This window comes from Streptomyces sp. 184, assembly GCF_045781775.1.
Taxonomy (GTDB): Bacteria; Actinomycetota; Actinomycetes; order Streptomycetales; family Streptomycetaceae; genus Streptomyces.
Window position 1 is genome coordinate 295,301 of the sequence record NZ_CP123230.1, and the last position, 13,573, is coordinate 308,873.

Genomic DNA, 13,573 nt, shown 5'->3' on the forward strand with positions numbered 1-13,573 from the left:
ACGTTAACGTTCATGTCGAGGCTGGAGCCGAGATGCGTCCAAGATTGCGTGCAATATCCCCCGTCGTGGTCTCCGGTGTCGCGATGGCGCTCGTGCTGCTCGGCGGGCCCGGTGCCGTGGCCGCCGGGCAGGGCCACGACAGCCGGCACGCGGCGTCCCCCCGGGCCGTGGAGGTCCGGGTCGGGACGTACAACGTGTGCGGGCACGGGTGCCTGCCGACCAAGGAGGAGTGCGAGCGGGTCATCGGCCGCGACTGCGCCACCAAGCTGCGGCCGTGGGCCGAGGGGCGGGCCGCGGACGTCGCCGAGGACATAGACGAGGCCGGGCTCGGCGTCGTCGCCACGCAGGAAATCGGCAACAACGCCACGCCCACCCAGCCCGCGGTCGACGTCGAGTCGTTCCGCGCGCCCCTGACCGCCGCGCTCAAGGAGCACGGGTACGCCGAGGCGCCCGCCGACTACGCCGGGACCCGGCACCCCGAGCAGGGCTACCCGCTCAAGTCCGGCGCCGGGCGCTTCACGTACTACGACGCCTCGCGCTACTCCCACCTCGACAGGCGCGGACGCGAGCTGCCCCACGACCTGCTCTGGCTGCCGGACTCCACCGAGATCTACGGCAAGACCATGACCTGGAACGTGCTGCGCGAGAAGCGGTCCGGCGCCCGGTTCGTCGTCGTGGACATGCACCTGGAGTACCGCAAGAACGGCGCCACCGACCCCAACGGCTGGACCAAGAACTGGGACGAGGTCCGCTACGCCGACGCCCGCCGCACCGCCGAGGAACTGACCCTCCGTAACCGGCACACCCGCCACCTGCCCATCGTCTTCGCCGGCGACATGAACTCCGGCTCCAGCGCCGAAGGCGCCAGCGCCATCGACGCCTTCGCCGACGTCGGCTTCGTCGACAGCCTCGCGGTCGCCGACCGCGTCACCGGCGACGCCTACGCCTCGTACAACGGCGGCAAGATCCCGCTGCCCCTCGGCGAGAAGATCGACCACCTCTTCGTACGGGAGGGGACCGAGGTGAGCGAGTGGGTGCAGATCCCGCAGACCACCGCGACCGAAGGACCGCAGGCCGACCTCCTGCGCTCCGACCACAACCTCTCCTACGCCACCGTCCGTCTCACGAAAGGAAACCGGTGACGACCGCACCACACCCCGATCCGCGCCTGCTCGACCCGAAGCTGGCGAAGTTCAACCCGCTGCGCCGCATCCTCGTCCACGACGACTTCAACACCGGCACACACGGGTGGATCGAGCTGATCGGCAACCACGACCAGCACGGTGACCTCGACACCGTCGACGCCCACATGTCGGACTTCCGGCCGCCGCAGCTCAGCTCGTGCAACTTCTTCGACGTGGGCACGCACGGCGCCATGTCCGGTACGTACGCCCTGAAGGTCGCCACCCGGCCGGTCACCGGCCACACCGGCGTGGCCATCCGGCGGCTGACGATGTCCGGCCGCGGCCGGGTGCAGTTCGAGACGTACTTCGCGTACAAGGCGGAGGCCGCCTCGGCGGAGAACGGCGCCGCGACCGCCGCCGGCGGAGGCAAGTGGGACGCCAACAACCACCCGTCCGAGCAGCAGTTCGGGGCGCTCACCGTCGCCACCGACATCTGCGACGGCGTGCGCTACCACAACGTCGTGCGGTACCAGAACACCGATCTGGACCACCGCGTGCAGCACCGCTGGATGGCGCCCACCGTCCCCGAGCCGACGCCCCGCGAGCACTTCGAGGGCAAGGTCAAGCTCCCGCGTACCGCGGACTTCACCGCCCCCGACCCCGCCGACTGGCAGCAGTTCGGCGAGCCGCAGGACCTCTGCTTCAACGAGGTCCCCACCAAGGTCAACTGGCACTACCTGCGCTGGGTCATCGACACCAGCACCCGGAGCAACGTCGAGTTGCAGGTCAACGACGTCGTCCACGACATGACCGGCGTCGAGGTCCCGCCGTACGACGAGGAGTACGGGTCGCTCCAGAACCTCCTCAACTTCTACGTCTCCGTCCGCACCCACACCGACGTGCGGAACTTCCTGTTTCTCGACTCCGTGCTGATCTCGGTGGACTGGTGAGTGCCCCATGACCATGCGACAGTCCTTCACCGCCGTCATCGAGCGCAACGCGCGGCTGACGGGAGAGTTCACCACCGAGCCGTACGAGGCCGCCTGGGCCCGCGAGGCCCGCTGGTTCGTCCGCGTCCTGGACTCCTCGGGGCGCGCCCCGAGGATGCTCGTACGCACCCAGATATCGCCGGACGGCCTGCACTGGTGCGACCTCGACGCCGGTACGGAGCAGTCCGTCGCCCCCGCCGAGGGGCCGCTGCACAGTTGGCCCGCGGCGGAGTTCGGCGGCTGGCTGCGGCTGCGCGGCACCGTCGTCGACGGCCCGGCGCCGACCGCACCCGGCGGCCCTGACGGCCCCGACGGCCCCAACGGCCCCGGCGGCACTGACGGCCCTGACGGCGCGCCCGCGTCCGTCAAGGTCCTGATCTACCTGGCACTCAAGTCCTGACCTGGAGGTGGTGAGATGACCGGGGCGAGCAGAGCGGGCGGCGGGAGCCGCCCGGGGCGGCGGGACTTCCTCGCCATGGCCGGCCTGGGCGCCACGGCGGTGCTGCTGTCCGGCTGCGGCATCGGCAGCGCCGCGCCCCGCGGCGCCCTGCGCGCGGCGTTCGGGCAGCCGGTGACCGACCTGGACCCGTACAACGCCGCGACCGCCGTGGACGAGGCGTCGCTGATCGTCAAGCGGCTCGTCTTCGACACCCTCGTACGGCGCGAGGGCGAGAAGCTGGCGCCGGGGCTCGCGACCGACTGGCGGCGCGAGGGCGACACCCGGTGGGTCTTCACGCTCCGCCGCGGCGTCGTCTTCCACGACGGCGGCAAGGTCACCGCCCGCGACGTGGTCGCGTGCCTGAAGCACACGCAGCAGGTCGCCTCCGCGCAGACCCCGCTGTGGGCGACGGTCACCGGCGTCGAGGCGCCCGACGACCACACGGTGGTCTTCACCACCGACGGGCCGCTCGGCTCGCTCCCGGTCAACCTCACCCTCCTGTTCATCGTCCCGGCGCGGCTGGTCGCCGACCCGGAGCAGAAGCGGAGCCCCGTGGGCTCCGGTCCGTTCCGGGTCACCGACTTCACCCCGTCGACCTCCGTCGAGCTGGCGCGCTTCGACGACTACTGGGGCGGCCGGGCGGAGCTGCCCGCGGTCTCCATGCCGTACCTCGCGGAGACCTCCACGGCGATCACCGCCCTGCGCAACGGCGATGTCGACCTGCTCTGGCCGGTCCCGCCGGACCAACTGCCCGAGGTCACCGGCGTGTCCGGCGTCACCGTCGAGTCCGTGCCCTCCTGGACGTACTACTTCAACTGGTTCAACTGCGCGCGCGAGCCGTTCACCGACCCCGACGTGCGCCGCGCGCTGTGCCAGGCCGTGAACGTGCCGCAGATCGTGGAGTCCCTCTTCGGCCGCGGCGGCAAGCAGATGCGCGCACCGATACCCGAGACCGTGGCCGGGTTCGCGCCGCAGGAGCCCTGGCCGTACGACCCGGACGAAGCGCGCCGCCTGCTGGAGCGCGCCGGGCTCGGGCGGGGGTTCAGCACGTCGATGATGTGGTTCGACGCCACCGGGCCCCTCTCCCGCGAGCTGGCGCAGGCGATGATCTCGGCGTGGGCCGACATCGGCGTGGACGTCGAGCCGCAGAGCATCGAGAAGGCGATGTGGCTGGAGCGGCTGAACGGCCTCGACTGGGACATGAACCTCCAGACGAACACCGTGACCACCGGCGACGCCGCTTTCACCATCGGCCGCCTCTACACCTCGGAGGCGGCCCGCCTCGGCTACGCGAACAAGGAACTCGACGCCGTCCTCGCCCAGGCCGCCGCGGCGCCCGAGGGCGCCGAGCGCGACGCCCTCTACGGCGACGCCTGCGGGACCATATGGTCGGACGCCGTCGGCCTCTTCCCCGTCACCCTCGTCAGCGGGTACGGGCGGGCGAAGGACCTGACCGGCTTCACCCCCGCCCCGAACAACCAGCCCGACCTCGCCGTGGTGGGGCGCCGATGACCCCGCGCCGGAGGATCCCATGAGCCCACGCCGCCGACCCACGCTGCGCGACATCGCCCTGTCGCTCGACCTGTCGGTCAACACCGTCTCCCGGGCGCTCGCCGACAAGGACGCCGTCAGCCCCGAGACCCGCGAGCGCGTCAAGGAGGAGGCCGAGCGCCTCGGTTACGTGCCCAACACCATGGCCCGCTCCCTCGTGCTGCGGAACGCCATGACCCTCGGGCTCGTCATCACCAACCCCTCCAACCCCTTCTACGCCCGCCTCATCTCCGCGATCGAGGAACGCGGGCGCGAGCGCGGCTACTCGCTGATGCTGATGGTCACCGAGGACTCCGCCGAGAACGAGCGCCGCGCCGCCGAGGAGCTGATGCGCTGGGGCGTGGACGGCGTGCTGGCGATACCCGTGCAGCACGGCGCCGAGCACTGGAGCCGGCTGCGCAAGTCCGGTACGCCCGTCGTGCTGCTCAACCGGCACCTGCCGGAGCTGGACGCGGACGTCGTGGGCGTCGACTACTACGCCGGTGCCCGCGCGGCGACCGAACACGCGCTGGACGGCGGGGCGACCGAGCTGTACCTGGTCGAGGAGGACCTCGACATCTCGCCGGTCTCGGAACGTATCCGCGGCTTCCGCGAGACCCTCGCGGCCCGCGGGATCGCCGCCCCCGACGACGCGGTGGTGCGCGTGGACCCGGGGGCCGCGCCGGAGCCGGAGGGAGTGCCCGTCTCGGGGCCCTTCGACCCGGGGGCCGCGTACGCCGTCGGGGCCGAGCTGGCCCGCCGGGCGGGGCCCGGCGCCGTGGTCCTGGCGGGCAACGACTACCACGCGCTCGGCCTGTACCGGGCGTTCAGCGAGCGGGGGCTGCGGGTCGGCACCGACATAGGCGTCGTCGGCCACGGCGACCACCCGTTCTCCGCGTACCTCGACCCGGCGCTGACCACCGTCCGGCTGCCCGCGCCCGACGTGGGCCGCGCCGGCGTCGACCGGCTGCTGGAGCGCGTCACGGCCGGATCGGAGGAGAGCGACCCGATCCGTACGCTCCTCGCCCCCGAACTCGTCGTCCGCGCCTCCGCCAGACCACTCCCAGGAGGTGGGCAATGATGGGTGCGTTCCTCGCCAAACGCCTTGCGCAGGCCGTGGTGGTCGCCTTCGGCGCGCTGACGCTGGTCTTCCTCATCGTCCGCGTCGTCCCGGGCGACCCCGCCAAGCTGATCGTCGGCCCCGACGCCTCCCCCGAGCAACTGGAGAGCGTACGCGCCGACTTCGGGCTCGACGACCCGCTGTGGCGGCAGTACGTCGACCACCTCGGCGGCGTCGTACGCGGCGACCTCGGCGACTCCTGGCGCCTCGGCGGCTCGGCCCTCAGCAACACCCTCGACCGCTTCCCCGCCACCCTGACCCTGTCGCTCGCGGCGCTCGTGCTGACCGTCGCCGTCGGGATCCCGCTGGGCATGCTCTGCGCCCGCCGCCCCGGCAAGCTGCTCGACCTCGTGGTCTCCACCGGCTCGCTCGCCGGCCAGGCCATCCCGTCGTTCTGGCTCGGCATCGTCCTGATCCTGCTCTTCGCCCGCCATCTCGACTGGCTGCCCGCGACCGTGGACGGCTCACCCGCCGCGGTGCTGCTGCCGGCCTTCACGCTGTCGCTGCCGTTCATCGGCTGGCTCGCCCGGCTGGTGCGCAGCAGCGCGCTGGAGGAGGGCGGCAAGGACTACGCCCGCACGGCCCGCGCGAAGGGCGTGGCCGAGGGGACGATCCAGTACGTGCACGTCGGCCGCAACATCGCCATCCCGGTCGTGACCGTACTCGGCCTGCTGATGGGCAACTTCATCGCGAACGCCGTCATCATCGAGGTCGTCTTCTCCTGGCCCGGCATCGGCTCGCTGATGGTCGACGCGATCACCAACCGCGACTACGCGGTCGTCGAGGCCGCGATCCTCACGATCACGCTCTCCTACATCGTCCTCAACCTGCTCGTGGACGTCGTCTACTTCCTCATCGACCCGCGCCTCACCCCGGAGGACGCATGAGCAGCACGACCACGGCCGCCCCCGCCCCGGCCGCAGAACCCCGTACGGACAAGGCCCCCCGCGACGCCGCACGGCGGGTGCCGGTGCGCGTGTGGATCGGCGGCGGGGTGCTGGCGCTCTTCGTCCTCGCCGCCCTCCTCGGGCCGCTGCTGCACCCGTACGACCCGGTGGCCACCGATCTGCCGAACCGGCTGCTCTCACCGGGGGAGCGCACCGACGGCGGCGACATCGCCTGGCTGGGCACCGACCAGATGGGCCGCGACCTGCTCGCCAACCTGCTGGCCGGCTCCCGCATCTCGCTGCTCGTCGCCGGCGCGACCATCCTGGTCGGCGGCGCGGTCGGCCTCGTCGTCGGGCTGGTCTCGGGCTACTTCGGCGGCTGGCCGGACACCATCGCCTCGCGCATCGGCGACATCCAGCTCGCCTTCCCCTCCATCCTGCTGGCGATCCTGCTCGCCGGGGTGCTCGGCCCGAGCGTCACCAACATCGTCATCACGCTGGCGATCACGCGGTGGGTCATCTTCGCCCGCGTCGCCCGCGCGTCGGCGATGGCGACGCGCCGGCTCGGCTTCGTCGACTCGGCGCGGGTGCTGGGGGCGGGACACGTACGCATCATGGTCCGCCACGTGCTGCCGTCCTGCTGGCAGCCGCTGCTGGTCGCGGCGACGGTGCAGGTGGGCCTGGTGATGGTCGCGGAGGCATCGCTGAGCTTCCTCGGCCTCGGCGTACCGGTCGACACGGCCTCGTGGGGCGCCACGGTCTCCGTGGGGCGCGACTACCTGGGCTCCGCGTGGTGGATCTCCACGATGCCGGCGGCGGCGCTGGCGCTGGTCGTCACGGCGGTCGGCGTGATCGGCGACGGCTTCCGCGACGTGTCGGATCCGCGGTCCCAGATATGAGCAGAGAGGAGAGAGCGATGCCTTCCACGGTCGGCGAAACGGCAGCCGGCGAACCGGCACCCGCACCCGCACCCGCACCCGCCGCACGTCTGCGCGACGTCCACATCGGCTTCGGCGACGGCCGCGGGGGCACCCGCCCCGTCGTCCGCGGGGTCGACCTCGACCTCGTACCCGGACGGGTCACCGCCCTGGTCGGGGAGTCGGGCAGCGGCAAGTCGCTGACGTCGCTGGCCCTGATGGGCCTGCTGCCGGCGGGCGCGCGGGTGAGCGCGGGAACGGTCGAGATCGAGGGCCGCGACACGGCCGGATTCACCGACGCGCAGTGGCGCAAGCTGCGCGGCGCCAAGGTCGCCATGGTCTTCCAGGACCCGATGGCCGCCCTGAACCCGTCGTTCACCGTGGGCTGGCAGATCGCCGAGACGCTGCGCCGCCGCGGCACCGGCCGCCGCGCGGCCCGGGAGCAGGCGGTCGCGCTGATGCGGACCGTCGGCATCCCCGACGCGGAGCAGAAGTACGGCGCGTACCCGCACGAGTTCTCCGGCGGCATGCGGCAGCGGGCGGTCATCGCCATGGCGCTCACGCTGGACCCGGCGGTCCTGCTCGCCGACGAGCCCACCACGGCGCTCGACGTCACCGTGCAGGCGCAGATCCTGCGGCTGCTCGCCGGGCGGCAGACGGACGCCGGGATGGCGATGCTGCTCGTCTCGCACGACCTGGGCGTGGTGGCCCGCGTCGCGCAGGACGTGGCGGTGATGTACGCGGGCCGGATCGTGGAGACGGGCGCACTGGACGACGTCTACACCGCCCCGGCGCACCCGTACACGCGCGGCCTGCTCGACGCGGTCCCGGACCCGGCCCGCCCGGGCCGGCTGATCCCCATCGAGGGCCAGCCGCCGGCGCCCGGCCGGCAGCCGGAAGGCTGCGCGTTCGCCCCGCGCTGCCCGTACGCGACGAAGGTGTGCGGCACCGAGGACCCCGCGCTGACGGCCGTGGGAGCCGGCCACGCGGCGGCCTGCCACCACAGCGACAAGGTACGAGCCCAGGCAACCGGCGTGGAGGCCGCGTCATGAGCACCGCGCAGAAGACCCCGCAGCAGCGCCCGCGGCAGACCGATGAGCCCCTGCTGCACATCCGCGGCCTGCACGCCGGCTACACGGTCCCCGGCCGCGCCGGCCTCGGCCGCCGCCGCGTAGACGCGGTCGCCGGCCTCGACCTCACGGTCCACGCCGGCCGGACGGTCTGCATCGTGGGCGAGTCGGGCTGCGGCAAGTCGACGCTCGCCCGCTCGGTCGTCGGCCTGCTGGAACCCTTCGCCGGCTCGGTCTCCTTCGCCGGCCTGGACCTGGCGACGGCGGGCCGCCGGGAGCGGCGGCGGGTGGCGCACGACCTCCAGATGGTGTTCCAGGACCCGTACACGTCCCTCAACCCGCGGATGCGGGTCGCGGACATCGTCGCGGAGGGCTGGCACATCCACCGCGACCTGGTCCCGCCCGCGGACCACGCGGTGGAGGTGACCCGCCTGCTGGACCAGGTGGGCCTGGACGCCTCGTACGCGAGCCGCCGCCTGCACGAACTGTCGGGCGGGCAGTGCCAGCGCGTCAGCATCGCGCGGGCGCTGGCGCTGCGGCCGAAGCTCATCGTCTGTGACGAGGCGGTCTCGGCCCTCGACGTGTCCGTACGCGCCCAGATCCTCAACCTGCTCGCCGACCTCCAGGGCGAGCTGGGGATCGCGTACCTCTTCATCTCCCACGACCTCGACGTGGTCCGGCACATCGCGGACGAGGTGGCGGTCATGTACCTCGGCACGATCGTGGAACGCGGCACGGCGGCCGAGGTCTTCGGATCCCCCCAACACCCCTACACCCGGGCCCTCCTCGCCTCGGCCCCCTCGGTCCACGACCGCCCCGGCACCGCCACCGACGTCCCCCTCACCGGCGAGGTCCCGTCCCCCTCCTCCCCGCCCACCGGCTGCCGCTTCCGCACCCGCTGCCCCCTGGCGGCGGACGTCTGCACGACGGAGGTACCGGAGCTGCGGGTACGGCCCGGGGGCAACCACCCGGCGGCATGCCACTTCGCGGGCGAGGAGGCGGCGACGGCACCCTGACGGCCGCCGGACGCGAGGTCACTTCGCGATGGCTTCACCGCGTTGGGGCGGTGCTCGCGTCGACCACCACCGCCCGGGCTTTCTTCCCGATCCCGTCGCGTTCGGCGACTTCCCCACCGTGCTGCCAGTCCCCGACAAGAGCAGTCCGTAGCCGCCGCACACATCGGGCACCCGCCGCTCCGGCTCCGAGGCCGTGGCCATCGCCCGCGTGGCGCTGGACGCGACCAGAGGCCGCCGCGAGCCGCGGTTGTCCGCCCTGCTCCGCACCCGCGTCGCCCTGGGACACTCCATCACCGGCCAGCGCGGCCGTTGCGGGCAATCGCTCCACCGCGCGGAGCAGGAACTCGACCGCGCCTCGCCGCAACCGCCGCCGTGGCTGGCCTTCTGCGGACCCGCGGAGCTGACCGGTCAGGCCGCCCTCTGCCACTACAACCTCGGCGACTTCACCCCCGCGCTCCAAGACGACGACCCACCGGCTTCGGCGCGGACCGTCGTGGCCACGTATGCCTACCGGCTGCGCAAGTGCCTCGGTCACGACACGCTCGTCCGCGAGCCCGGAAGGTACCGGCTTCGGATCCAGGACAGCGAGTTGGACCTCGCCCTCGCGGCGAAGCTGGCGTCCTCCGCCGAGACCGCCGTCGCCGAGGGCGACGCCGAAGGCGGCCGCGACCGGTATGCGGCTGCCCTCCAGTCGTTCACCGGCGAACCGCTCGCCGGCCTGCCCGGCCCGTACGCCGAACGGCACCGCGAGCGGCTGTCCCGGTGGCGGCGGGCCCTGCTGGAGCGACGCCTCGAACTCGACCTCGCCACGGGCCACCACGACGAGGCCGTCGAGGCCCTGACCGACCTCACGGCCGCCGACCCGCTCAGCGACCGGCTGCGCGAACTGCTGGCGCTGGCCCGGCACCGCAGCCGGACGGAGCGTTGAGGCGGGTGACCGGTCGGGGTGATGGCCGTGGCGTACCAGATGTACATCTGGTACGTTGGTTGCATGAATGAGCCGGTCGTCGAACCCATGGCTGAGGTGCGAGCCCACCTGGCCGACACCATCGACCGTGCCCGCCGCGAAGCCACACCCACCATCATCACCCGGCGCGGCAAGGCCGAGGCCGTGATCATCGACCTGGACGAGTACCAGCGCCTCAAGAAACTCGAAGAGCGTGTCGAGGACGCCTGGCTCTCCCAGCTTGCCGCAGCCTCCCTGGCCGAAGGCCGCGAGCCCGCCGTCACCCTGGAAGACCTCGCCGCCGAGATCCTCGGCGAGGCCGCTCAGGCATGACCGACGGCGTCCATCTCACGAAGTTCACCCCCGCCGCGCAGCGCCAGATGCGGGCCGTGCCGCTCCCCGAGGCGCGCAAGATCCTGATACGCCTCGGGGAGTTTCAGCGGGCCATGGACAAGGGCGACACCTCGGCCTTCGACATCAGGCCCCTGACCGGCCAGGAGGGCCTGTCCCGGCTGCGCGTCGGTGGTTGCCGGGTCGTTTACACGGTCGACAACGGCGAACTCCTCATCTGGGTCGTCGCCGTCGGTGACCGCCGCGACGTGTACCGCGCTCTGTAGCCCGGGGCCTCGTCGGTGCCGCCGTTCGCGGTGCCCCACCGGCGGCCCGGGCCTTCAGCACCGCCCGGTCAGTCGATCTGGGCGCAGACGTCGATCAGTTTCTTCTCGCCCACCCACTCCACCGTCCGCTGGTCGTCGGCGGTGAACGCGAAGGTGTACACGCCGTCGATCACGTACTCGCCGCGCGGCAGGTTCCCCTGGCCCTCCTCGAAGCCGACGAGGAACGGCCCGACGGCGTAGTAGGTGTACCCGCCGTCCGGGGCGTACCGCGCCAGGCCCCGGCCGCTCGCGTCCTCGTCGTAGGTGGCGCCCGTTTCGAGGTTGGTGACGCGGACGGTCAGGGCGCCCTTGAACAGCTCCGTCTTCGGGGAGCCGTCGGGGTACGTGGCGACGGTCTTGACCACGACCTCGTTGTGCACGGGTTCCGTGCGGAAGGCGAAGTCGCAGCGCTCGCCGGCCGGGTAGTCGACCGGCTCGTACGTGACCGGGCGCCAGCCCCCGTCGCCGTCGCCCTCGTCTCCGGAGGCCGCCGCGGGGGCGGCGAGGGCGGCGGTCAGGCAGAGCGCTGCGGCGGAGGCTGCTGCGTAACGGCGCATGGCTGGTGACTCCTTCGGCTCGGGTGGTGCGTTCGCCCCCCGAGCCTGGCCCGGCTGACTGACCATCGGCTCACCACACCGGCGTAGGCTGCCGCGAGTGTTGGAGTTCCGCCTGCTCGGGCCCTTCGAGGCGGTTCACGAGGGCCGCCCGGTTCCGTTGACGCGGCGCCGTCAGGAGCGGCTGCTGCTGGCGGTGCTGCTGCTCGCCCCGGGGCGGGTGGTGGCGGCGGACCGGCTCGCCGACCTGCTGTGGGAAGGGGACGGTGAGCGGGGTCGCGGCACTCTGCACACCTACGTCAGCCGGCTGCGGGCCGTGCTCAAGCCGTACGGGGTACGCATCGCCACCCGCGGCGACGGCTATGCCGCCGAGCCGGGCGGCTGGCGTACGGACGCCGCCGAGTTCGGCGCCCGCGCCCGCGCTGCCGCCGCCACCCGCGACCCGGCCGAGCGGCTGCGCCGTACCGAGGAGGCACTGACCCTGTGGCGCGGCGAACTCCTCGACGGCCTCGCGGACGGCGAACTGCGCGCCCGGCTCGGCGGCGAGCTGGCCGAACTGCGGCTCGGCGCGCTGGAGCAGCGCGCCGAGGACCGGCTGCGCGTCGGCCTCGACGGCCACCCGCGCACCCCCGGCGACGTACGCGCCGACGGCGGCCCGCTCGCCGCCGAACTGCGGCCCCTGGTCGAGCGGTACCCGCTGCGGGAGCGGCTGGTGGCGGCGCTGATGACGGTGCTGTACCGCGCCGGCCGGCAGGCCGAGGCCCTCGACGTCTACCGCACCACCCGCCTCGCCCTGGACGCCGAGTTGGGTGTCGCCCCCGGCCCGGCGCTGCGCGACGTCTACGAGAAGGTGCTCGGCGCCGACCCGTCGCTCGACGAACCGCCGCTGCCCGCGTACGCCGTGCAGGTCCGGGACGTACGGCTGCCGCTGCACACCAGCGGCCAGCCCGCCCTGGAGTTCTGCAACACCTGGGCCGGCTGGGACGGCGCCCGCGCCACCGGCGCGGAGTGGCTGACCGGCTACCGGGCGCTGGCGGTGTGGGCCGGGCACCTGGGCCTGCTGGAGGACTGGCTGGTCACCCAGCTCCTCAAGCAGGCAGAACAGCAGCCCGCCGCGGCCCTGGCGGCGCTGGCGGAGGCCCGCGAGCTGCGTACCGCGGTGCACGACTGCTTCGTCACGCCGACCGACCGGCGCGCGTTCAGGCAGGTCGCGCGCGCCGCCGAAGCCGCCGCGCGGGTGGCGGAGTTCGTCTGCGACGAGGACGGGCTCGGCCGCTGGCGGCTGCCTGCCTCGACGGGCCTGCGGCTGCCGGTGCTTGCGGTGGCCCGCAGCGCCGCCGACCTGCTGGCCGACCCGCAGCGCTTCACGGTGACGGTGTGCCCGTCGCCGGACTGCGGCTGGCTGTTCCTCGACGCCCCGGGCCGCCGGCGCTGGTGCTCGCTGGGCACTTGCGGGGCCCGGGACCGCGCGGGCTGCCTCGCCTGAGGTCCCCGCCCGGTCCCCGCCCGGCACGCGCTACTTCCGGGCGGCGGCGGGCTGTGGGGACGATGCCGCCCGTACGCGCCGCCTCGTACTCCGCGGGCGTGTACGCGATCGCGCCGACGTGCCCGCCCAGCGCCCCGCCCGCGTCCGCCTCCGTGGCCTGCGCGGACGCCAGGTACGCCGGCCCCTTCGCGACCGCCTCCCGCGCCCCCCGCCTCCGCCAGGGCCTGCACGATCAGCCCCGTGCTGTTGGTGTTCGGCGCCTCCGTGCTCACGCCCCCGCCCCAACCGCCGCCCGGGTCCTGCCGGTCGCGCAGCCACGCCACCGTGCGGTCGATGGCGCCGTCGAGTCCCGTCGCCCCCGCCTCGCGCGCCGCGAGCAGGGCGGACAGGGCCAGGCCCGTGGCGTCGCCGTCGGGCGCGGACTGTCCGTGCGCCTTGCCCTCGTCGCAGGTCGACAGCTTGCGGCCGTCCGGAGTGACGTGGTCGCCGGTCTCGTCGGTGGGGACGTACCCGAAGAAGATCCGGAAGTAGCCCTCCGCGCACTGCTGGCCGAGGAGCATGTCGATGGCGGGCCGGTCGTTGGCGTCCGCGCCGGCGAGGCCGATGACGGCGAGGGCCTGGCCGAACATGTTGGAGTTGTTGCCGACGAAGTCCGCGAGGTCGGGGTCCTTGGAGTAGTCGCTGATCCGGCCCTTGTCGGGGCCCGAGCGCGGGATGGCGGCCCGGGTCTCGGCGACCATGTCGTAGCCGCCGAAGTCCCGCGGGTCGCGGCCGGAGACCTCGGCGGCGACGAGGGTCTTGGCCGCGGCGCCGCCGGTGACGACGGCGTCGTAGCCCTC

Annotated in this window: 14 protein-coding genes; 13 read left to right on the forward strand and 1 reads right to left on the reverse strand. The window is 73.3% G+C overall.

Annotated features, from left to right (window positions below; genetic code table 11):
* The first annotated feature begins 44 nt into the window (after positions 1 to 44).
* From QBL21_RS01170 to QBL21_RS01225, 12 genes are all read left to right on the forward strand, one after another.
* Positions 45 to 1,142, forward strand: a complete 1,098-nt coding sequence (locus QBL21_RS01170) for a hypothetical protein (RefSeq protein ID WP_407560072.1) — start codon at positions 45 to 47, stop codon at positions 1,140 to 1,142.
* Positions 1,139 to 2,074 (forward strand): DUF6772 family protein, encoded by a 936-nt coding sequence (locus QBL21_RS01175; protein WP_407560073.1) that lies wholly within the window; start codon positions 1,139 to 1,141, stop codon positions 2,072 to 2,074. Before QBL21_RS01170 ends, QBL21_RS01175 begins: the two co-directional genes overlap by 4 nt.
* A 7-nt stretch (positions 2,075 to 2,081) precedes the next feature.
* A complete protein-coding gene (locus QBL21_RS01180) occupies positions 2,082 to 2,513 on the forward strand; it encodes a hypothetical protein (RefSeq protein ID WP_407560074.1) in 432 nt (143 codons plus the stop codon).
* A gap of 15 nt (positions 2,514 to 2,528) precedes the next feature.
* Complete coding sequence (locus QBL21_RS01185) at positions 2,529 to 4,064, forward strand: ABC transporter substrate-binding protein (protein WP_407560075.1); 1,536 nt, start codon at positions 2,529 to 2,531, stop codon at positions 4,062 to 4,064.
* A 19-nt stretch (positions 4,065 to 4,083) separates the two neighbouring features.
* On the forward strand, positions 4,084 to 5,163 hold the full coding sequence (locus QBL21_RS01190) for a LacI family DNA-binding transcriptional regulator (RefSeq protein ID WP_407560076.1): 1,080 nt from the start codon (positions 4,084 to 4,086) through the stop codon (positions 5,161 to 5,163).
* Entirely contained in the window at positions 5,160 to 6,089 is a 930-nt protein-coding gene (locus tag QBL21_RS01195; RefSeq protein ID WP_407560077.1) for an ABC transporter permease, read from the forward strand. Before QBL21_RS01190 ends, QBL21_RS01195 begins: the two co-directional genes overlap by 4 nt.
* Positions 6,086 to 6,988, forward strand: coding sequence for an ABC transporter permease (locus tag QBL21_RS01200; RefSeq protein ID WP_407560078.1), 903 nt, complete (start codon positions 6,086 to 6,088; stop codon positions 6,986 to 6,988). The genes QBL21_RS01195 and QBL21_RS01200 overlap by 4 nt, the downstream gene beginning before the upstream one ends.
* A gap of 17 nt (positions 6,989 to 7,005) precedes the next feature.
* Positions 7,006 to 8,058, forward strand: coding sequence for an ABC transporter ATP-binding protein (locus QBL21_RS01205; protein ID WP_407560079.1), 1,053 nt, complete (start codon positions 7,006 to 7,008; stop codon positions 8,056 to 8,058).
* Positions 8,055 to 9,092: an ABC transporter ATP-binding protein gene (locus QBL21_RS01210; protein WP_407560080.1), complete on the forward strand. Its 1,038-nt coding sequence runs from the start codon at positions 8,055 to 8,057 to the stop codon at positions 9,090 to 9,092. The genes QBL21_RS01205 and QBL21_RS01210 overlap by 4 nt, the downstream gene beginning before the upstream one ends.
* A gap of 193 nt (positions 9,093 to 9,285) precedes the next feature.
* Complete coding sequence (locus tag QBL21_RS01215; RefSeq protein ID WP_407560081.1) at positions 9,286 to 10,020, forward strand: BTAD domain-containing putative transcriptional regulator; 735 nt, start codon at positions 9,286 to 9,288, stop codon at positions 10,018 to 10,020.
* 63 nt (positions 10,021 to 10,083) lie between these two features.
* Positions 10,084 to 10,371 carry a type II toxin-antitoxin system Phd/YefM family antitoxin gene (locus tag QBL21_RS01220; RefSeq protein WP_407560082.1) on the forward strand — a complete coding sequence of 96 codons (288 nt, stop codon included), beginning with the start codon at positions 10,084 to 10,086 and terminating at the stop codon, positions 10,369 to 10,371.
* Positions 10,368 to 10,655, forward strand: coding sequence for a type II toxin-antitoxin system RelE family toxin (locus QBL21_RS01225; RefSeq protein ID WP_407560083.1), 288 nt, complete (start codon positions 10,368 to 10,370; stop codon positions 10,653 to 10,655). The genes QBL21_RS01220 and QBL21_RS01225 overlap by 4 nt, the downstream gene beginning before the upstream one ends.
* Before the next feature lie 68 nt (positions 10,656 to 10,723).
* On the opposite strand, the gene QBL21_RS01230 is transcribed toward QBL21_RS01225, so the two are convergent.
* Entirely contained in the window at positions 10,724 to 11,251 is a 528-nt protein-coding gene (locus tag QBL21_RS01230; RefSeq protein WP_407560084.1) for a hypothetical protein, read from the reverse strand.
* A gap of 100 nt (positions 11,252 to 11,351) precedes the next feature.
* Between QBL21_RS01230 and QBL21_RS01235 the strand changes: the two genes are divergently transcribed.
* Positions 11,352 to 12,734, forward strand: a complete 1,383-nt coding sequence (locus QBL21_RS01235) for a BTAD domain-containing putative transcriptional regulator (protein ID WP_407566266.1) — start codon at positions 11,352 to 11,354, stop codon at positions 12,732 to 12,734.
* Positions 12,735 to 13,573: the final 839 nt, after the last annotated feature.